Source organism: Microlunatus speluncae (assembly GCF_009299835.1).
Classification (GTDB): Bacteria; Actinomycetota; Actinomycetes; order Propionibacteriales; family Propionibacteriaceae; genus Microlunatus; species Microlunatus speluncae.
In genome coordinates this window covers 126467-141420 of sequence record NZ_VKCZ01000010.1, presented here as the reverse complement: position 1 = coordinate 141420, position 14954 = coordinate 126467, and the positions used below count along the sequence as shown (strand labels likewise).

At 71.7% G+C, this 14954-nt stretch carries 13 protein-coding genes; 8 read left to right on the top strand and 5 right to left on the bottom strand.

Annotated features, from left to right (window positions below; genetic code table 11):
- The first annotated feature begins 8 nt into the window (after positions 1-8).
- On the top strand, positions 9-1031 hold the full coding sequence (locus FNH24_RS14365) for a LacI family DNA-binding transcriptional regulator (RefSeq protein ID WP_152362880.1): 1023 nt from the start codon (positions 9-11) through the stop codon (positions 1029-1031).
- Positions 1032-1038: 7 nt separating this feature from the next.
- On the opposite strand, the gene FNH24_RS14360 is transcribed toward FNH24_RS14365, so the two are convergent.
- Positions 1039-2361: a UDP-glucose dehydrogenase family protein gene (locus tag FNH24_RS14360; RefSeq protein ID WP_152362879.1), complete on the bottom strand. Its 1323-nt coding sequence runs from the start codon at positions 2359-2361 to the stop codon at positions 1039-1041.
- A 130-nt stretch (positions 2362-2491) separates the two neighbouring features.
- Here FNH24_RS14360 and FNH24_RS14355 point away from each other — a divergent pair, with 130 nt between their 5' ends.
- The 6 genes from FNH24_RS14355 to FNH24_RS14330 are packed head-to-tail and all read left to right on the top strand — an operon-like array spanning position 2492 to position 10345.
- The gene (locus FNH24_RS14355; protein ID WP_152362878.1) at positions 2492-3673 is read left to right on the top strand and encodes a glycosyltransferase family protein; all 1182 of its coding nucleotides are present in this window, start codon (positions 2492-2494) and stop codon (positions 3671-3673) included.
- Positions 3663-4883, top strand: coding sequence for a glycosyltransferase (locus FNH24_RS14350; RefSeq protein ID WP_246186893.1), 1221 nt, complete (start codon positions 3663-3665; stop codon positions 4881-4883). Before FNH24_RS14355 ends, FNH24_RS14350 begins: the two co-directional genes overlap by 11 nt.
- Before the next feature lie 2 nt (positions 4884-4885).
- Positions 4886-6037, top strand: coding sequence for a glycosyltransferase family 4 protein (locus FNH24_RS14345; RefSeq protein ID WP_152362876.1), 1152 nt, complete (start codon positions 4886-4888; stop codon positions 6035-6037).
- The gene (locus tag FNH24_RS14340; protein WP_152362875.1) at positions 6037-7857 is read left to right on the top strand and encodes an ABC transporter ATP-binding protein; all 1821 of its coding nucleotides are present in this window, start codon (positions 6037-6039) and stop codon (positions 7855-7857) included. The genes FNH24_RS14345 and FNH24_RS14340 overlap by 1 nt, the downstream gene beginning before the upstream one ends.
- A complete protein-coding gene (locus tag FNH24_RS14335) occupies positions 7854-9047 on the top strand; it encodes an aminoglycoside phosphotransferase family protein (RefSeq protein WP_152362874.1) in 1194 nt (397 codons plus the stop codon). The genes FNH24_RS14340 and FNH24_RS14335 overlap by 4 nt, the downstream gene beginning before the upstream one ends.
- Positions 9044-10345 (top strand): aminoglycoside phosphotransferase family protein, encoded by a 1302-nt coding sequence (locus FNH24_RS14330; protein WP_152362873.1) that lies wholly within the window; start codon positions 9044-9046, stop codon positions 10343-10345. Before FNH24_RS14335 ends, FNH24_RS14330 begins: the two co-directional genes overlap by 4 nt.
- A gap of 453 nt (positions 10346-10798) precedes the next feature.
- On the opposite strand, the gene FNH24_RS14325 is transcribed toward FNH24_RS14330, so the two are convergent.
- Positions 10799-11440 carry a thymidine kinase gene (locus FNH24_RS14325; RefSeq protein ID WP_152362872.1) on the bottom strand — a complete coding sequence of 214 codons (642 nt, stop codon included), beginning with the start codon at positions 11438-11440 and terminating at the stop codon, positions 10799-10801.
- Positions 11441-11517: 77 nt separating this feature from the next.
- On the opposite strand from FNH24_RS14325, the gene FNH24_RS14320 reads away from it, so the two are divergent.
- A complete protein-coding gene (locus FNH24_RS14320) occupies positions 11518-12708 on the top strand; it encodes an aminotransferase-like domain-containing protein (RefSeq protein WP_152362871.1) in 1191 nt (396 codons plus the stop codon).
- Positions 12709-12711: 3 nt separating this feature from the next.
- Here the strand turns inward: FNH24_RS14320 and FNH24_RS14315 are convergent, their stop codons facing one another.
- Genes FNH24_RS14315 through FNH24_RS14305 form a run of 3 tightly spaced genes read right to left on the bottom strand, consistent with a single transcriptional unit; the run spans position 12712 to position 14904 of the window.
- On the bottom strand, positions 12712-13140 hold the full coding sequence (locus FNH24_RS14315) for a hypothetical protein (protein ID WP_152362870.1): 429 nt from the start codon (positions 13138-13140) through the stop codon (positions 12712-12714).
- Positions 13141-13177: 37 nt separating this feature from the next.
- Positions 13178-14293 (bottom strand): alkaline phosphatase family protein, encoded by a 1116-nt coding sequence (locus FNH24_RS14310; protein ID WP_152362869.1) that lies wholly within the window; start codon positions 14291-14293, stop codon positions 13178-13180.
- Between the two features lie 32 nt (positions 14294-14325).
- Positions 14326-14904, bottom strand: coding sequence for a DUF5998 family protein (locus FNH24_RS14305; protein ID WP_152362868.1), 579 nt, complete (start codon positions 14902-14904; stop codon positions 14326-14328).
- Positions 14905-14954: the final 50 nt, after the last annotated feature.

Below are 14954 nucleotides of genomic sequence, written 5' to 3'. Positions count from 1 at the left end.
GGTCGTTGATGGTCACGGTGCACGATGTGGCTCGCCATGCGGGAGTCTCGATCGCCACCGTGTCCCGCGCCCTCAACGACCGGTCCCGGGTGTCTGCCGCGACCCGCGACCGGGTGCTCCGGATCGCGACCGAACTCGGCTATCACCCCAACGACCTGGCCCGCGGCCTGGCCGGCATGGCCACCCGGACCATCGCGCTGCTGCTGCCCGACATCACCAACCCGTTCTTCCCCGAGCTGGTCAAGGGTGTGCAGACGGTCGCCGACGAGCGCGGCCACCTGCTGCTGATGTGCCACAACGCCGACGACGAGGACAAGGCGATCGCCGACCTCGTCCTGCTGCGCCGGAAACGGGTCGACGGCATCCTGCTGGTCGCCGGCACCCTGCCCGGCGTCGGCGTCGTCGCGGCCTCGGCCGGGATCCCGACCGTCGTGCTGGACCGCCGGGTGCCCGGGCTGGACGCGGACCTGGTGACCGTCGATCACCGTGCCGGCGCCCGGCTCGGCGTGGAGCATCTGCTCGGGCTCGGCCATCGCCGGATCGCGTATCTGACCGGCCCGGCGGACGTGGTCAGCAGTCAGGAACGGAGCGAGGGCTGGCGCGAGGCGCTGGTGGCTGCGGGCGTCGAGCCGACGCCGGACCTGGTCGTCGGCGGAGACTTCACCGAGGACGGCGGGTATGCGGCCGGTCGGGAGTTGCTCACCCGGCCCGCCGGGATCACCGCCGTGTTCGCGGCCAACGATCTCGGGGCGATCGGCCTGCTGCGGGCGCTGACGGAGGCCGGCCTGCGCGTCCCCGACGACGTCAGCGTGGTCGGCTTCGACGGGGTGCACCTGGCCGCGTACACGTCGCCGCGGCTGACCACCGTGGCCCAGCCGATCTTCGACCTGGGCCGGACCGCGGCCGAGCTGCTGCTCAACCGCCTCGCCGCCGCCCCGGCTCCCGGCAGCGAGCCGCAGACCCTGGTGCTCCCCACCCGCCTCGAGATCCGCAACAGCACCGCCTCCTACCCGCTGAGTTGCCAGGTCTGACCGGGTCTCACCTCTGGCGGGTCGGAGACGGGCGGCCGGGGGCGCGGTAGTGCCAGCCTGCTTCGCGCCAGGTCGTGGGGTCGAGGGCGTTGCGGCCGTCGATGATCACCGGGCGCCGGACGCCGGTGAGGTCGGCCGGGCGAAGGTCGCGGTACTGCTGCCATTCGGTCAGCAGCAGGACGGCTTCGGCGTCGTCCACGGCCTCGGCGACGGAGTCGACCACGGTCAACTCCGGGCTGCGCTTGCGGGCGTTGTCGCCGGCCTGTGGATCGGTGACCCGAACGTGGGCGCCGCGGCGCTGCAGGTCGAGTGCCACCGCCAGGGCCGGTGAGTCCCGCACGTCGTCGCTGTTGGGCTTGAAGGCGGCGCCGAGGATGGCGATCCGACGGCCGATCACGCTGCCCTCGCAGGCCTCAGTCGCGAGCCGGGTCAGGTGATCGCGGCGGGCGAGGTTGATCTCGTCCACCCGGGCCAGCAGATCGGCGACCCGATCGGCGCCCAACTCGGCGGCGCGGGCGCCGAAGGCGCGGATGTCCTTGGGCAGGCAGCCGCCGCCGAAGCCGAGGCCGGCGCCCAGGAACTGGCGGCCGATCCGCTCGTCGTGACCGATCGCGTCGGCCAGCACGGTGACGTCCGCGCCCGCCGCCTCGCACACCTCGGCCATCGCGTTGATGAAGGAGATCTTCGTGGCCAGGAAGGAGTTGGCGGCCACCTTGACCAGCTCGGCGGTGGCCAGGTCGGTGGCGATCACCGGGGTGCCGGCGGCCACCACCGAGGCGTAGACCCGGTTCAGGATCGCGGTCGCCCGCTCGTCGTCGGGCGCGCTGCCGTAGACCAGGCGGTCCGGGCGCAGGGTGTCCGCGACGGCGTGGCCCTCGCGCAGGAACTCCGGGTTCCAGGCGCAGCTCGCGCCCGGCACGGCGGCGGCGATCCGGTCGTTGAGCCGTTCGGCGGTGCCGACCGGGACGGTCGACTTGCCGACCACAAGATCACCGGGCGTCAGGTACGGCAGCAGGGCGTCGACCGCGGAGTCCAGCGCGGCCAGGTCGGCGGCCGGACGATCCGGCAGCTGGGGCGTGCCGACGCAGAGGAAATGGACTTCCGCACCGGCGGCGGCGGAGGGATCCGCGGTGAAGCGGAGCCGGCCGGTGGCCAGGGTCGCGGTCAACAGCGACTCCAGCTCAGGTTCGTAGACCGACGGCCGACCGGAGTCGAGCCGGGCGGCCAGTTCGCGGTCCGAGTCGATGCCGACGACCGTGTGACCGAGGTGGGCGAGACAGGTGGCGTGGACGGCACCGAGGTAGCCGCAACCGATGACGGAGATCAACATGACCCCGAGCCTGTCGGATGAAGTTGATCAACGCCACCTTGATGAAAGCATCCTCATCCGCGGCTCATCGCGGGTTAACCAGTCGTGATCAGAGTATGAACGCGAAGTAACCCGAGCTCAGGAGTTGATCATGCGTCCACTGCGAGTCGCCCTGTATTCCCATGACACGGTCGGTCTCGGCCACACCCGGCGGAATCTGACCATCGCCGCGGCGTTGGCCCAACGCTCCGCCGACCTCGTCATGATCACCGGAAATCCGGAGGCGACCGTGCTGCCGAAGCCGCACCGCACGGACGTGATCACCATGCCGGCGATCGCCAAGGATCCGGCCGGCGACTACCGCGCCCGGTCGCTGTCGCTGCCGTACCGGGAAGTGATCGGGATCCGGCGCGCGCTGCTCAGCTCGGTGATAGGTGAGTTCCGGCCGGACCTGTTGATCGTCGACAAGGTGCCCCGCGGCGCCGGCGGTGAGCTCGAGCCGGCCTTGATCAAACTGGCGGCGCAGGGCGGCCGCGCCGTGCTCGGGTTGCGCGAGGTGCTGGACGACCCGGTCTCGACCACGGCGGAGTGGCTCGCCGACCGGACCGCGCAGGCGATCGATGATCACTACCACGCGGTCTGGGTCTACGGGGATCCCCGGGTCTACGATCCGCGGACGGAGTACGGGCTGCCCGCCTCGGTGACCGACAAGATCGAATTCACCGGCTATCTGAGCCGTGGCAGGGCGCGTGGTCTCACCGCCGGCCGGAACGACTTGGCACTCGACCCGGGGCGGCCCTACGTCGCCTGCCTGGTCGGCGGCGGCCAGGACGGTGACGACCTGGCCCTGACCTTCGCCCGGGCGACGCTGCCGGATGATCATCTCGGGGTGATCATCTGCGGCCCCTATCTGGCCGCCGAGCAGCGGGCCCGGCTGCGCAAGATCGCCGCCGGCCGGTCCGACCTGGTGCTGATCGATGTCGCCCCCGGCGCCGACGCGGTGATCGACCGGGCCGCCGCCGTGGTCTCGATGGCCGGCTACAACACGGTCTGCGAGATCCTCGCCACCGGCACCCCGGCGCTGCTGGTGCCGCGCACCCGGCCACGGACCGAGCAGCTGATCCGGGCCGGCCGGTTCGCCGCCCTCGGCCTGGTCGACCTGCTCGAGCCGACGGACCTCTCCCCCGGCCGGATCGCCGACTGGCTCCGGTCCGCCGTCGCCGGCTCGGCCCAGGCCACGCTGCGTGGCTCCACCGAGATCCGGTTGGACGGGCTGCGCCGGATCCCGGAGCTCGCCGACGCGCTGTTGGCGGTGGATGATCATGCGGCGTGATCAGGAGCGGATCGGCTACGTCGTCAAGATGTATCCCCGGTTCTCCGAGACCTTCATCGTCACCGAGATCCTCGAGCTGGAGCGGCTCGGACTGGACCTGACGATCTTCTCCCTCCGGCTGCCGAACGACGGCCGGTTCCATCCCGCGCTGGCCGAGGTGGCCGCGCCGGTGCACTACCTGCGGCACTCCGGCATCCGGGCCGAGGAGCTGTGGCGGGCCGCCGCCGGGGCGACCGGACTGCCCGGCTTCACCGCCGCGCTGCCGATCCTGCTCGAGCTCGACCACGCCTCGGCGCACCAGGCGATCGAGCTGGCCCAGGCGGTACGGCAGCAGCGGGTCACCCACCTGCATGCCCACTTCGCTTCCATCTCGGCAGCGGTGGCCCGGGTCGCGACCCGGCTGGCCGGCATCGACTACACCGTCACCGCCCACGCCAAGGACATCTTCCACGCCGAGGTCGACCATGATCGACTTCGGGAACGGGTCGCCGACGCCCGGCGGGTGATCACCGTCAGCGACTTCAATCTCGATCACCTGCGGCGGACCTTCGGCACCGACGCCGACCGGGTCGGCCGGATCTACAACGGCATCGACCTGACCCGATTCCCGTTCACCTCACCGGCCGATCGACTCGACGACCCGGCGAGCGTGCCGGTGATCGCGGCCGTCGGACGGCTGGTGCCGAAGAAGGGATTCGGCGACCTGATCGACGCCGCAGCGCTGCTCCGCGACGCCGGTCACACCTTCCGGGTCGACCTGGCCGGGACCGGGCCGCTGGCCGTGGCCCTGGCCGAACAGGTCCGCCGGCTCGGTCTGGAGGATCGGGTGCGACTGCTCGGCGCGCTGCCGCAGACGGCGGTTGCCCGGCTGGTCGGCTCGGCCGCGGCGTTCGCCGCGCCCTGTGTGATCGGCGACGACGGCAACCGGGACGGCCTGCCGACCGTGGTGCTGGAGGCGATGGCCCTGGGCACGCCGGTCGTCGCCACCGGGGTCACCGGCCTGCCGGAGATCCTCGACGACGGCCGGACCGGGCTGTTGATCGATCAGCACGACCCGGCCGGTCTGGCCGCAGCGCTGGCCCGGCTGCTGCACCAGCCCGACCTGCGGAGCGGCCTGGCCAAGGCGGCCCGGGAGCTGATCGAGCTGGAGTTCGACGCCTCCCGGCAGGCCACCAAGATCGCCGACGTCCTCGTACCGAGCAGGAGTTGATCATGCGCATCGCCTATGTCTGCACCGATCCCGGGATCGAGATCTTCGGCACCAAGGGCGCGGCGATCCACGTCCGGGCGGTGATCACCGAGCTGCTCCGGCAGGGTCACGAGGTGCAGTTGATCACGCCCCGGCCGGGCGACCGGCCGACGCTGCCGGTGCCGATCCACCAGTTGCCGGCGGTGTCCGGTAACGCGGCGGCCGAGCGCGAACGGTCGGCCCAGGCCAGCGATGCCGCCGTGGCCGCCGCGCTCGACGCGGTCGCGCCGGATCTGGTCTACGAGCGGTACGCGTTGTGGGGCAGGACCGGCACGGCCTGGGCAGCGGCGCACGGCGTGCCCAGCCTGCTCGAGGTGAACGCGCCGCTGACCATCGAGCAGGCGACCTTCCGCAGCCTGGTCGACCAGGGCGGCGCCGAACGGGTGGCCGAGGATGCCCTGAGCACTGCGTCGGCCGTGGTCTGTGTCAGCGCCGGCGTGGCCGACTGGGCCCGGGTCGTCAGCCGGCGGTCGGACCGGATCGCGGTGATCGGCAACGGGGTCGACCCGGCCCGGATCAGCCCGGCCCGGCGCCCGGTCGCGGCGGCCGAAGCGACCGACTTCACGGTCGGCTTCATCGGCTCGCTCAAGGCCTGGCACGGCGTCGACACCCTGATCCGGGCGCTGGCCCGGCTGCGCGGCGATCGGCATCCCTGGCGCGGACTGATCGTCGGCGACGGGCCGATGCGGCAGGATCTCGCCCGCCTCGCCGACGACCTCGGCGTGGCCGAGGCGATCGAGTTCACCGGCGCCGTGACCGGCGACCGGGTGGCCGGTCAGCTGCGGCGATTCGACATCGCCTGCGCGCCCTACCCGGCGCTCGGCCGGTTCTACTTCTCCCCGCTCAAGGTGTACGAGTACCTCGCGGCCGGGCTGCCGGTGATCGGCAGCGCGATCGGCGAGATCCCCGACGTTCTCGATCATGGTCGGCTCGGCCGACTGGCCCCGCCCGGGGATCCGGCCGCGCTGGCCGACGAGCTGGTGCTGCTGCGCCGTGATCATGATGAGCGGCGGCGGCTGCGGGCCCGCACCCGCGAAGCCGCGCTGACCCGGCACAGTTGGGCCGGAGTGGTCAACCGGTCGCTGGCGCTGCTCGACCTCGCGGCGGTCGCCTGATGAGCCGGACCGCCGCCACCGCCGGTAGACGGACCGGTGGTCTGACCCGGGCGCTGCCCGGTCTGCGTCGCACCCTGCACCGGTTCCGGCACCAGATCGCGGCCGAGCGGCGGCTGATCGCGCTCGGCCTGCTGGCCCTGTTCGCGGAGGTCGGCCTGCGGCTGCTGGAGCCGTGGCCGCTGGCGTACGTGCTGGACGCGATCGTCGCCGCCACCGGCGCCGACCTGACCACCCGGACCAGCCCGATCCCCGCCATCCCCGGCCTGGCCGACATCACCGCGTTGATCATCGTCTGTGCCGTCGCGGTGGTCGGCGCCGTGGCGCTCCGGGCCGCCGCCGCGTACGCGATGACGATCTGTTTCGCGCTGGCCGGCAACCGGGTGTTGACCCGGGTCCGGACCGAGCTGTACAGCCACCTGAACCGGCTGTCGATGCGGTTCCACGAGTCCCGCCGGACCGGCGACCTGGTCACCCGGGTGACCGGTGACATCGGTCGGTTGCAGGAGGCCACGGTCACCGCGGCTATCCCGTTGGCCGGCAACGTGATCACCCTGCTCGGGATGTTCGTGGTGATCGTGATCATGGACTGGCAGCTGGCCCTGGCGGTGGCGGTGGTGTTTCCGCTGTTCCTGCTGCTCGGCGGCCGGCTCAGCCGCAAGATCAACCACGTATCCCGCGGACAGCGGAAGGCCGAGGGTGAGCTCGCCTCACTGGCCACCGAGTCGCTCGGCGCGATGGCCGTGGTGCAGAGCTACTCGCTCGAGTCGCGGATGGAGCAGCGGTTCGGCGGCAACAACGAACGCACCCTGACCGACGGGGTCCAGGCCAAGAAGCTGTCGGCCGGGCTGGAACGCAAGACCGACGTGCTGGTCGGCCTCGCCACCGGCGTGGTGTTGCTGCTCGGGGCCCACCGGGTGTTGGCCGGCGCGCTCACCCCGGGTGAGTTGACGGTCTTCCTGACCTACCTGAAGACCGCCTTCCGGCCGCTGCGCGACATCGCCAAATACACCGGCCGGCTGGCCAAGGCCGCCGCCTCCGGGGAGCGGATCGTCGACGTGCTGGACGCGCAGCCGGAGATCACCGACGCCAGCTGGGCCCGGCCGGCACCGCGGCTCCGGGGCATGATCGAACTCCGCGAGGTCGAGCTCAGCTACCGGCGCGGCCAGCGCGCGTTGGCCGGGGTCAACCTGATCATCCCGGCCGGCCGCCGGGTGGCGCTGGTCGGGCCGTCCGGCTCGGGCAAGTCCTCGATCGCCACCCTGCTCTGCCGGCTCCGCGATCCGGACTCGGGGCAGATTCTGTTGGACGGCTGGGATCTGCGCGACCTGACCGTCGACTCGGTCCGATCGCAGATCGCGGTCGTCCTCCAGGACAGCGTGCTGTTCGCCGACACCATCCGGGCCAACATCGCCTTCGGTGCCACGGAACCGGTCGGTGACGAATGGATCCGCTGGGCCGCCCGGCTGGCCGGCGCCGACGAGTTCATCGACCGGCTGCCGCAGGGCTACGACACGGTGGTCGGGGAACGCGGCGCCACCCTGTCCGGCGGGCAGCGGCAGCGGATCGCGATCGCCCGGGCGGCGATCCGGAACGCCCCGATCGTGATCTTGGACGAGGCGATGACCGGGCTCGACCCGGGCACCGAGGCCGACGTCGCGGCCGCACTGCGCCGGCTCACCGAGGGCCGGACCACCTTGGTGATCACCCACGATCTGGCCGCGGCCCGAGACGCCGATCTGGTGCTCTGGCTCGAGGGTGGCCGGGTCGTGCGCGGCGGGGCCCCGGCCGCCGTGCTGGGCGAACGGACGGCGATCCGATGAGCGCGACGTCGACCATGATCATCGACGCCGGGTTGCGAGGGCTGGCCGCGCTGCTCGATCCGGACCGGCTGAGCTCCGTCCTCGAGCGGGCCGGCGTCCGGTTGGCCCGACGCAGCCATCTGCGCTACAAGCCTGGGACCAGTTGTCTGGCCGGCATCGTCCTGGACGACGGCGTCGCTTTCGGCTATGCCGTGGCCGACTCGGCCGGGCCCAAGTTGGACAAGATCATCCGGAAGACCGATCCGGCGGCCGTCCTGGTCCATGATCGAGACCGGAATCTGATCATCGCCCGGGCCCGGGCCGATCGCGACCTGCCCGCCCTGGCCGATCCGCACGCTGCGTTGGCGGCGATCCGGCCCGGCCCGTCGGCGACGCTGCGGACGCTGGCGTACAAGCCGCAGCGGCGCTGGGTCGGCCTGGCCAGCCGTGCCGGCGAACCACCGCTGCTGCTGCGGGCGTACCGACCGGCGACCGTCGCCGACGCCCATCGACGCCTGACCTGGTACGAGCACCTCACCGGCGGCCGGCGGATCGTCGGCTGGCAGCCCCGGTCCGGCGTGATCGCCACCTCGTTCCAACCCGGAGCCAGCCTGGCCGACCTGATCGACCACGGCACAGCCACGGACACCAATCTGCACGACACAGGCGTGGCCCTGGCCCGGCTCCATGATCATCCGCCGCTGTCCGGCCCGACCGTCCGGCAGGCCGATCCGGCCGCCACCGTGGCCCTGATCGGCGTCCTGCTGCCGGAGCAATCGGCCCGGGCGGAGCGGATCCTGGCCCGGCTCCGAGCCACAGCGCCCGCCGCCGTCGCACCGCAACCCTGCCATGGCGACTTCTCCGCCGACCAAGTGATCATCCACAACCACCACGCCGACTTGTCAGAAATGAGTAGCCCTATGACACAACTGGGTTCTGACAAGTCGGTTGGGTTGATCGACTTCGACCGGTCGGGGCTCGGCGATCCCGCCGCCGACCTGGCCGGGTTGCCGGCCGCCGGTCTGGGACCCGCGGCGTTTGACCGGGTGCTGGCCGGCTACCGGACCGTACGCCCGATGCCGGCCGGGCTGGACTGGCACCTCGCCCACGCCCTGCTGCTCCGCGCCGCCGAGCCGTTCAGGTCCGGCGCCGCCGACTGGGCCGCTGCGATCCCCGAGCGACTCACCCGGATCGAGGAGGCCTTGTCGTGACGCACCCGGGGCTCGCCGAGATCACCGAACGCCTGACCCGGCACGGCTTTCGGCTGCACCGGTCCTGGCCGCGCGGGCCGGAGCGACTGCTGCTCGACCTCCAGCCGACGGACGGTGGCGAGCCGATCGCCGGGCAGTGGTTCGCGACGCCGCAGCGTGCTGCCGCGGTGGCGGCGGCGACCCCCGGCGCGACCATGATCGGCGAGTTCGTGCTGCAACCCGGCGGCGCCGACCGGCGACTGCCCACAGTCGCCGCCCGCCTCGCCGTCGCCGGCACCCGGCTGATCGGGCACCGACCGGAACGGCGCGCGGTGATCCGGGAGCCGGACGGCAGCTTCACCAAGTTCGTCCGGCCGGACCGCTGGAGCCGGCTGCTGGCCACGGCTCGACTGGCCGAGGCGCTGCCGCTGGCGACCCCGCGGCTGCTCGCCGCCGACCCGACCGCGGCGTCGATCACCGCCGCCGCCCTGCCGGGCCGCACCCTGACCGACCTGTTGTCAGACTCCGCGGCCGTCGACGCCTGCCGCGCCGCCGGCCGGACCCTGGCCGCCCTGCACCGGATCGACCCCCGCTCCGCCGCGTTCCGCGATCTCGCCGAGCACGATCTTCGGGCCGAACAGGCGGTCACCGACACCTGGCTGCGGCAGGCCCGCGAGCACCGCGCACCCCTCCGCCCGATCGACGGAGTCACCGGGACTTCGTCCCCTGAGCCTGTCGAAGGGCGGGCCCGATCCCACCCGCCGGCCCCATCGAACTTCGGTGCGCCCGGCCGCCATCGCCGGTCTCAGCCCGCCGCGCCGGTCGACCCGTCTCCCGCGCTGGTCGACGGCACCGACGCATTGAACAACTCGGTGACGGAGCTCTCTCCTCACCCGCCCGGCTCGGCGACGGAACTCCCCCCTCACCCGGCCAACCCAGCGACGGAACTCCCCCCTCACCCGGCCAACCCAGCGACGGAACTCCCCCCTCACCCGGCCAACCCAGCGGAACTCACCCTGATCCATCGCGACCTGCACGACGGTCAACTCCTGATCGACGACGACGGCCGCGCCGGTCTGCTCGACTTCGACCTGCTGGCAATCGGCGACCCGGCCCTCGACCTGGCCAACCTGATCACCCACCTCGAGCTGCGCGCCGCCCAAGGCCTCCTGTCCGATCCCGTCCCGCTGGTCGCCACCGTCCTCGCCGGCTACGACCCGACCCCCGCGATCACCTCCCGCCTCCCCACCTACCGAGCCCTCACCCACCAGCGCCTAGCCGCCGTCTACGCCTTCCGCCCAACCAGCTCCCAAACCTGACCGCCCGCCCCAAGCCCACCGCCGGTGCTACCGCCTTCGCCCCACTTTCTGCGCCTCCGCGGCCTCTATAACGGGGGCGAAGGCCGAGAAGGTGGGGCGAAGGCGGACTGGGTGCGGCGCGGGGCCGGCTCGGCGGAACTGCCGGCACCTACTCCGGTCCGGCTGCTGCCTTCGCCCCACCTTCCCCGACTCCGCGACCTCTACAGCGGGGGCGAAGACGAAGAAACTGCCGCGAAGACGGGACCGCGCGCGCCGGCGACCGAGCACGACGCACTTCGCCGCAGATCCAACCCTCCCCGGCGCCGAGTCGACCCCACGTCCACCTTCGCCCCACCCACTTCACCTTCGCCCCACCAGAAAGCGGCCGCGAAGCCTCAGAAGTGGGGCGAAGGTGGATGAGGGTGCTCGTGCCTACCGGCGCCGGGCGGTGGTTGGTGATCGCGGGGATGGGGGTCAGCGGACGGAGGCGGCTTCGGAGAGGGTTTCCTTGGCGATGGCACGGGTCAGGCGGCGGCGGTGGTGGGAGCGGCAGAGGGTTTCGTAGCCGATGTTCTCCGAGATCTCGGCCTCGGTGTCGCCGACCACCACCTGGGCGCCCTCGGTGATCATCTTCCCGTCGGCGGTCCGGGCGTTGTGGGTGGCGCGGGCGCCGCACCAGCAGAGTGGTTGCACCTGGAGCAGCTCGATCCGGTCGCAGAGTTCGACGAGTCGCTGCGATCCCGGGAAGAGAGTGGTGCGGAAGTCGGTCAGGATGCCGAAGGCGTACACGTCGATCTGCAGCTCGTCCACGATCCGGGCCAGGTCGTCGATCTGCTCCGGCTGGTAGAACTGCGTTTCGTCGCAGATCAGATAGTCGATCCGGCTGCCCTGGGTCAGCTGCCCGACGACGTAGCGCCAGAAGTCGAGCCCCTCGACCACTTCGATCGCCGGCCGGTCCAGCCCGAGGCGTGAGGAGATGGTCGCTTCCCCCGCCCGGTCCTGGCTGGTGAACAGCCGGCCGGCTCGGCCGCCGGCCGAGTGTGTGTGATCGAACTGCAGTGCCAGGGTCGACTTCCCGCAATCCATCGGCCCGGTGAAGTACACGAACTCGGCCACCGACGCAGTGTGCCAAACTTCGTGCCGCTCGGCGGACACCGCGCACGGCGAGTTGAGAATTTCCTTAAGATCGGTCCGTGACCACCCGCGTGCAGCCCCTTCCCGCCCTGTCCGAGCGGTTCGCAACGGTCAAGCCGTCGGTGGTCCGGGAGTTGCTCGCGCTGACCCAGCGGCCGGGAGTGATCTCGTTTGCCGGCGGGCTGCCGGCGCCGGAGTTCTTCGACCTGGAGGGCGCGCTGGCCGCGGTCCAGGAGGTGCTGACCTCGCCGTCGGTGCTGCAGTACTCCCCGACCGAGGGCAATGCCGAGCTGCGGGCCCGGATCGCCGAGCGGTACGCGAGCCTGGGGTTGGCCACCGATCCGGAGCAGATCGTGATCACCACCGGCTCGCAGCAGGGCATCAGCCTGCTCGCCTCGACCCTGGTCGACCCGGGTGACGTGGTGCTGGTCGAGCGGCCCAGCTATCTGGCCGCGCTGCAGTGCTTCACCCTGGCCGGCGCCCAGTTGATCGGGGTCCCCGGGTCGGTGGAGGCGGTCGATCTGGAGGCACTGGCCGACCTGGCCGAGCGGCACCGGCCGAAGGCGTTCTACACCGTGCCCAACTTCCACAACCCGACCGGCCGGACGCTGCCGCCGGAGAACCGGGCCGGGATCGTCGAGCTCGCCGACCGGTACGGCTTCCGGGTGATCGAGGACGACCCGTACCGGGAACTCAGCTACGGCAGCCCGGCCCCGCCCTCGCTGGCGATCGGTGCCGAGCCCGGCCGGGTGGTCAGCACCGGCAGCTTCTCCAAGATCCTGGCGCCGGGGCTGCGACTCGGCTGGATCCGGACCGACCCGTCGATCAAGCCGGCGGTGGTGATCGCCAAGCAGGCCGCCGACCTGCACACGTCGACGCTGGATCAGGCGGCCGCCGCCCGCTATCTGGCCTCGGGCCGGCTGGACCAGGCGGTGGAGCGGTCCCGGGCGGGCTACGCCGAACGCCGCGACGCCATGCTCGCGGCCCTGCCCGAAGCCCTGCCGGAGGGCAGCAGCTGGAACCGGCCGGCGGGCGGCATGTTCATCTGGGCGACGCTGCCGGAGGGCACGGACACGGCCGGGCTGCTCGGCGCCGCGATCGACCACGACGTCGCGTTCGTGCCCGGCGCACCGTTCTTCCCGGGGGACGCTCCGGCCAACACCATGCGGCTGTCCTTCGTCACCTACCCGCCGGAGCAGATCGCCGAGGGCGCCCGCCGGCTGGGCGAGGTGTTGCGCCGACGCACCTGATGGTCAGGCCTTGTCGCCTTCGGCGGGTCCGGACCGCGGCGGCTTCTCGCTGTCGTCACTCGTGGCGGATTCGTCGGGACGACCTGCTTCCGGCTCGGCGACAGTCGTGATCGGATGGTGCAGGAGGTACGCCAGGCGGGTCGAGTGCACATTGATGGCGTCAGCGATGACCGCGCCGACGAACTGGACGACCGCCGCCACGACGAAGATCCAGGCCCAGTTCCACCAGGTCACGAATTCCTGATCGAGGAACGCCTCGTAGGGTCCGTCTTCGGAGGTGTGGTCGGCCGCGCGCCGGTTGTACACAACGGTCGTGCTGAACCAACAGACCGCGGCGGCGGCAGACGACAGGGCACACAGCACGCCCAGGAACACCGAGTGCTTGGACCGGACCGTGTAGGGCTCCAGTTCCTCATCGAGTGGCACGGGCATGGCCGGGAGTCTAGGGGTGGACCGGGGTCGCGGTGTTTCAGTCGAGGAAGAGGGGCACGATCATCTCGGCCTCGGTGAGCGAGCCGTGCATGCCGACCAGGCCCATCTCCCGTTCCATCCGCCGGGTCATCACCGCCCAGTCGTCCCGCATCGCCACCAGCACGTGGCCGTAGCGCTCCCGGACCTCGTCGCGCACCGGGCCGAACCACCCCTCGTCGATCGCCTCGTCCCGGGTCCGGATCCAGGCCAGGTCGCCGAGCCGGTCCCGCCACCTCGCCGCGACTATCTCCGGCCGATCATGATCGACATAGACCTGGCGGAAGCGGCCCTCGCCCGCGAGATCGGAGACGCCGGCATCCAACTGCGGATCGTCTTCGACCACGATCCGATGATCATCGGGGATGTCGATCATGCCGTGATCACCGGTGATGATCATGCAGACATCGTCGTCCAGCCGGTCCCGGAGCCGGCTGCAGAAGTCATCGGCGGCAGCCAGCGCCTTGGTCCAGTCCGACGAACCGACGCCGTGCGCGTGCCCGGCATGATCAAGTCGCCGTTCGTAGGCGTAGACCAGGCTGCGATCGCCGCGTCGCGCCGCGGCGGCCACCATCCGGACCCGCAACTCGAGATCGCCCTCGTTGCGGAAGCCGTGGAAGTCCGAGCCGCGGAGCGCGGCCCGGGTCAGCCCGCTCTCGGCGAACCGCTCCAGCGACACGGTGGAGACGGCGACGCCGGCGGCTCGCGCCCGATCGAACACGGTCGGCAACGTCTGGTACGTCAGCGGATCGACGGCCGACTCCCAGAACAGGTGGTTCAGGATCTCGCCGGTCTCCGGCACCCGAGCCGTCCAGCCGACCATGCCGTGCCGGCCGGGCGGTGCGGCTGTGCCGAGACAGGTCAGGCTGGTCACCGTGGTGCTCGGCACCGCCGCGGTGATCTGTCGGGCGTCGCCGAGCAGCCCGGCCAGATACGGGGCCCGACTGATCGATCGCCGGACCAACTGGTAGCCGAGGCCGTCGATCACGATCACCACATAGCGCCGCGCGCTCGGCAGCCGCAGCGGGTCGGCGTCGAACGGGGCGACGCCGAGATGCGCGGCCACCCCGGACAGCAACTCGGCCAGGGTCGAGTCGCCGTACCGTGGCAAGATCATCTGCGGCGGCACGCTGCTCGGAGCCGGGCTGGTCAGGACGTGGCCCGTTGCAGGCTGGTCGCGAACTGGACCAACCGGGTGACGCTCTCGGTGCCCTCGATGGCCGCGCTGACCCGGACGGTCAGATCGTCGGCGGACAGGTTGCCGGTGTAGCCGTGATCGGCCTCGCAGTTCGGGTCGCTGCAGCCGGCCGGCTCCAGGTCGAGCCGGTTCATCGCGCCCCAGCCGACGGTCAGCCAGGTCTCCACCACCGCGTCGGCGGCACCGGTGTAGTGCTCCGGCCTGGTCACCACCCGGGTCACCACGACGTTGTTGATCTTGTCCAGCCGGATCGACTCGGTCGAGGCCGAGGCGTACGCGCCGTCGGTCGGCGGCTCCGCCGGATGATCATCGGTGTGGCCGACGATGAGCCGGGTCGGGGTCAGCGCCAGCACCGTGACATGCCGATGGATCTCGTCCCCGGAGAACGTCGGCGCGTGGTGCACGACGGAGTCGACGAGCTCCTCCTCGCCGAGGGCGAGCAGGACCGAATCCTCGACCAGGTCGGGGAAATATCCGCTGGCGTCGATCTCGGCGCGCAGCCCCTTGCGGGTGCCGGAATTGACCTTCATGGCGGTCATCCTGCCATGGAACGGAGCTCTCGTTGTCCGAGCCTCGACGG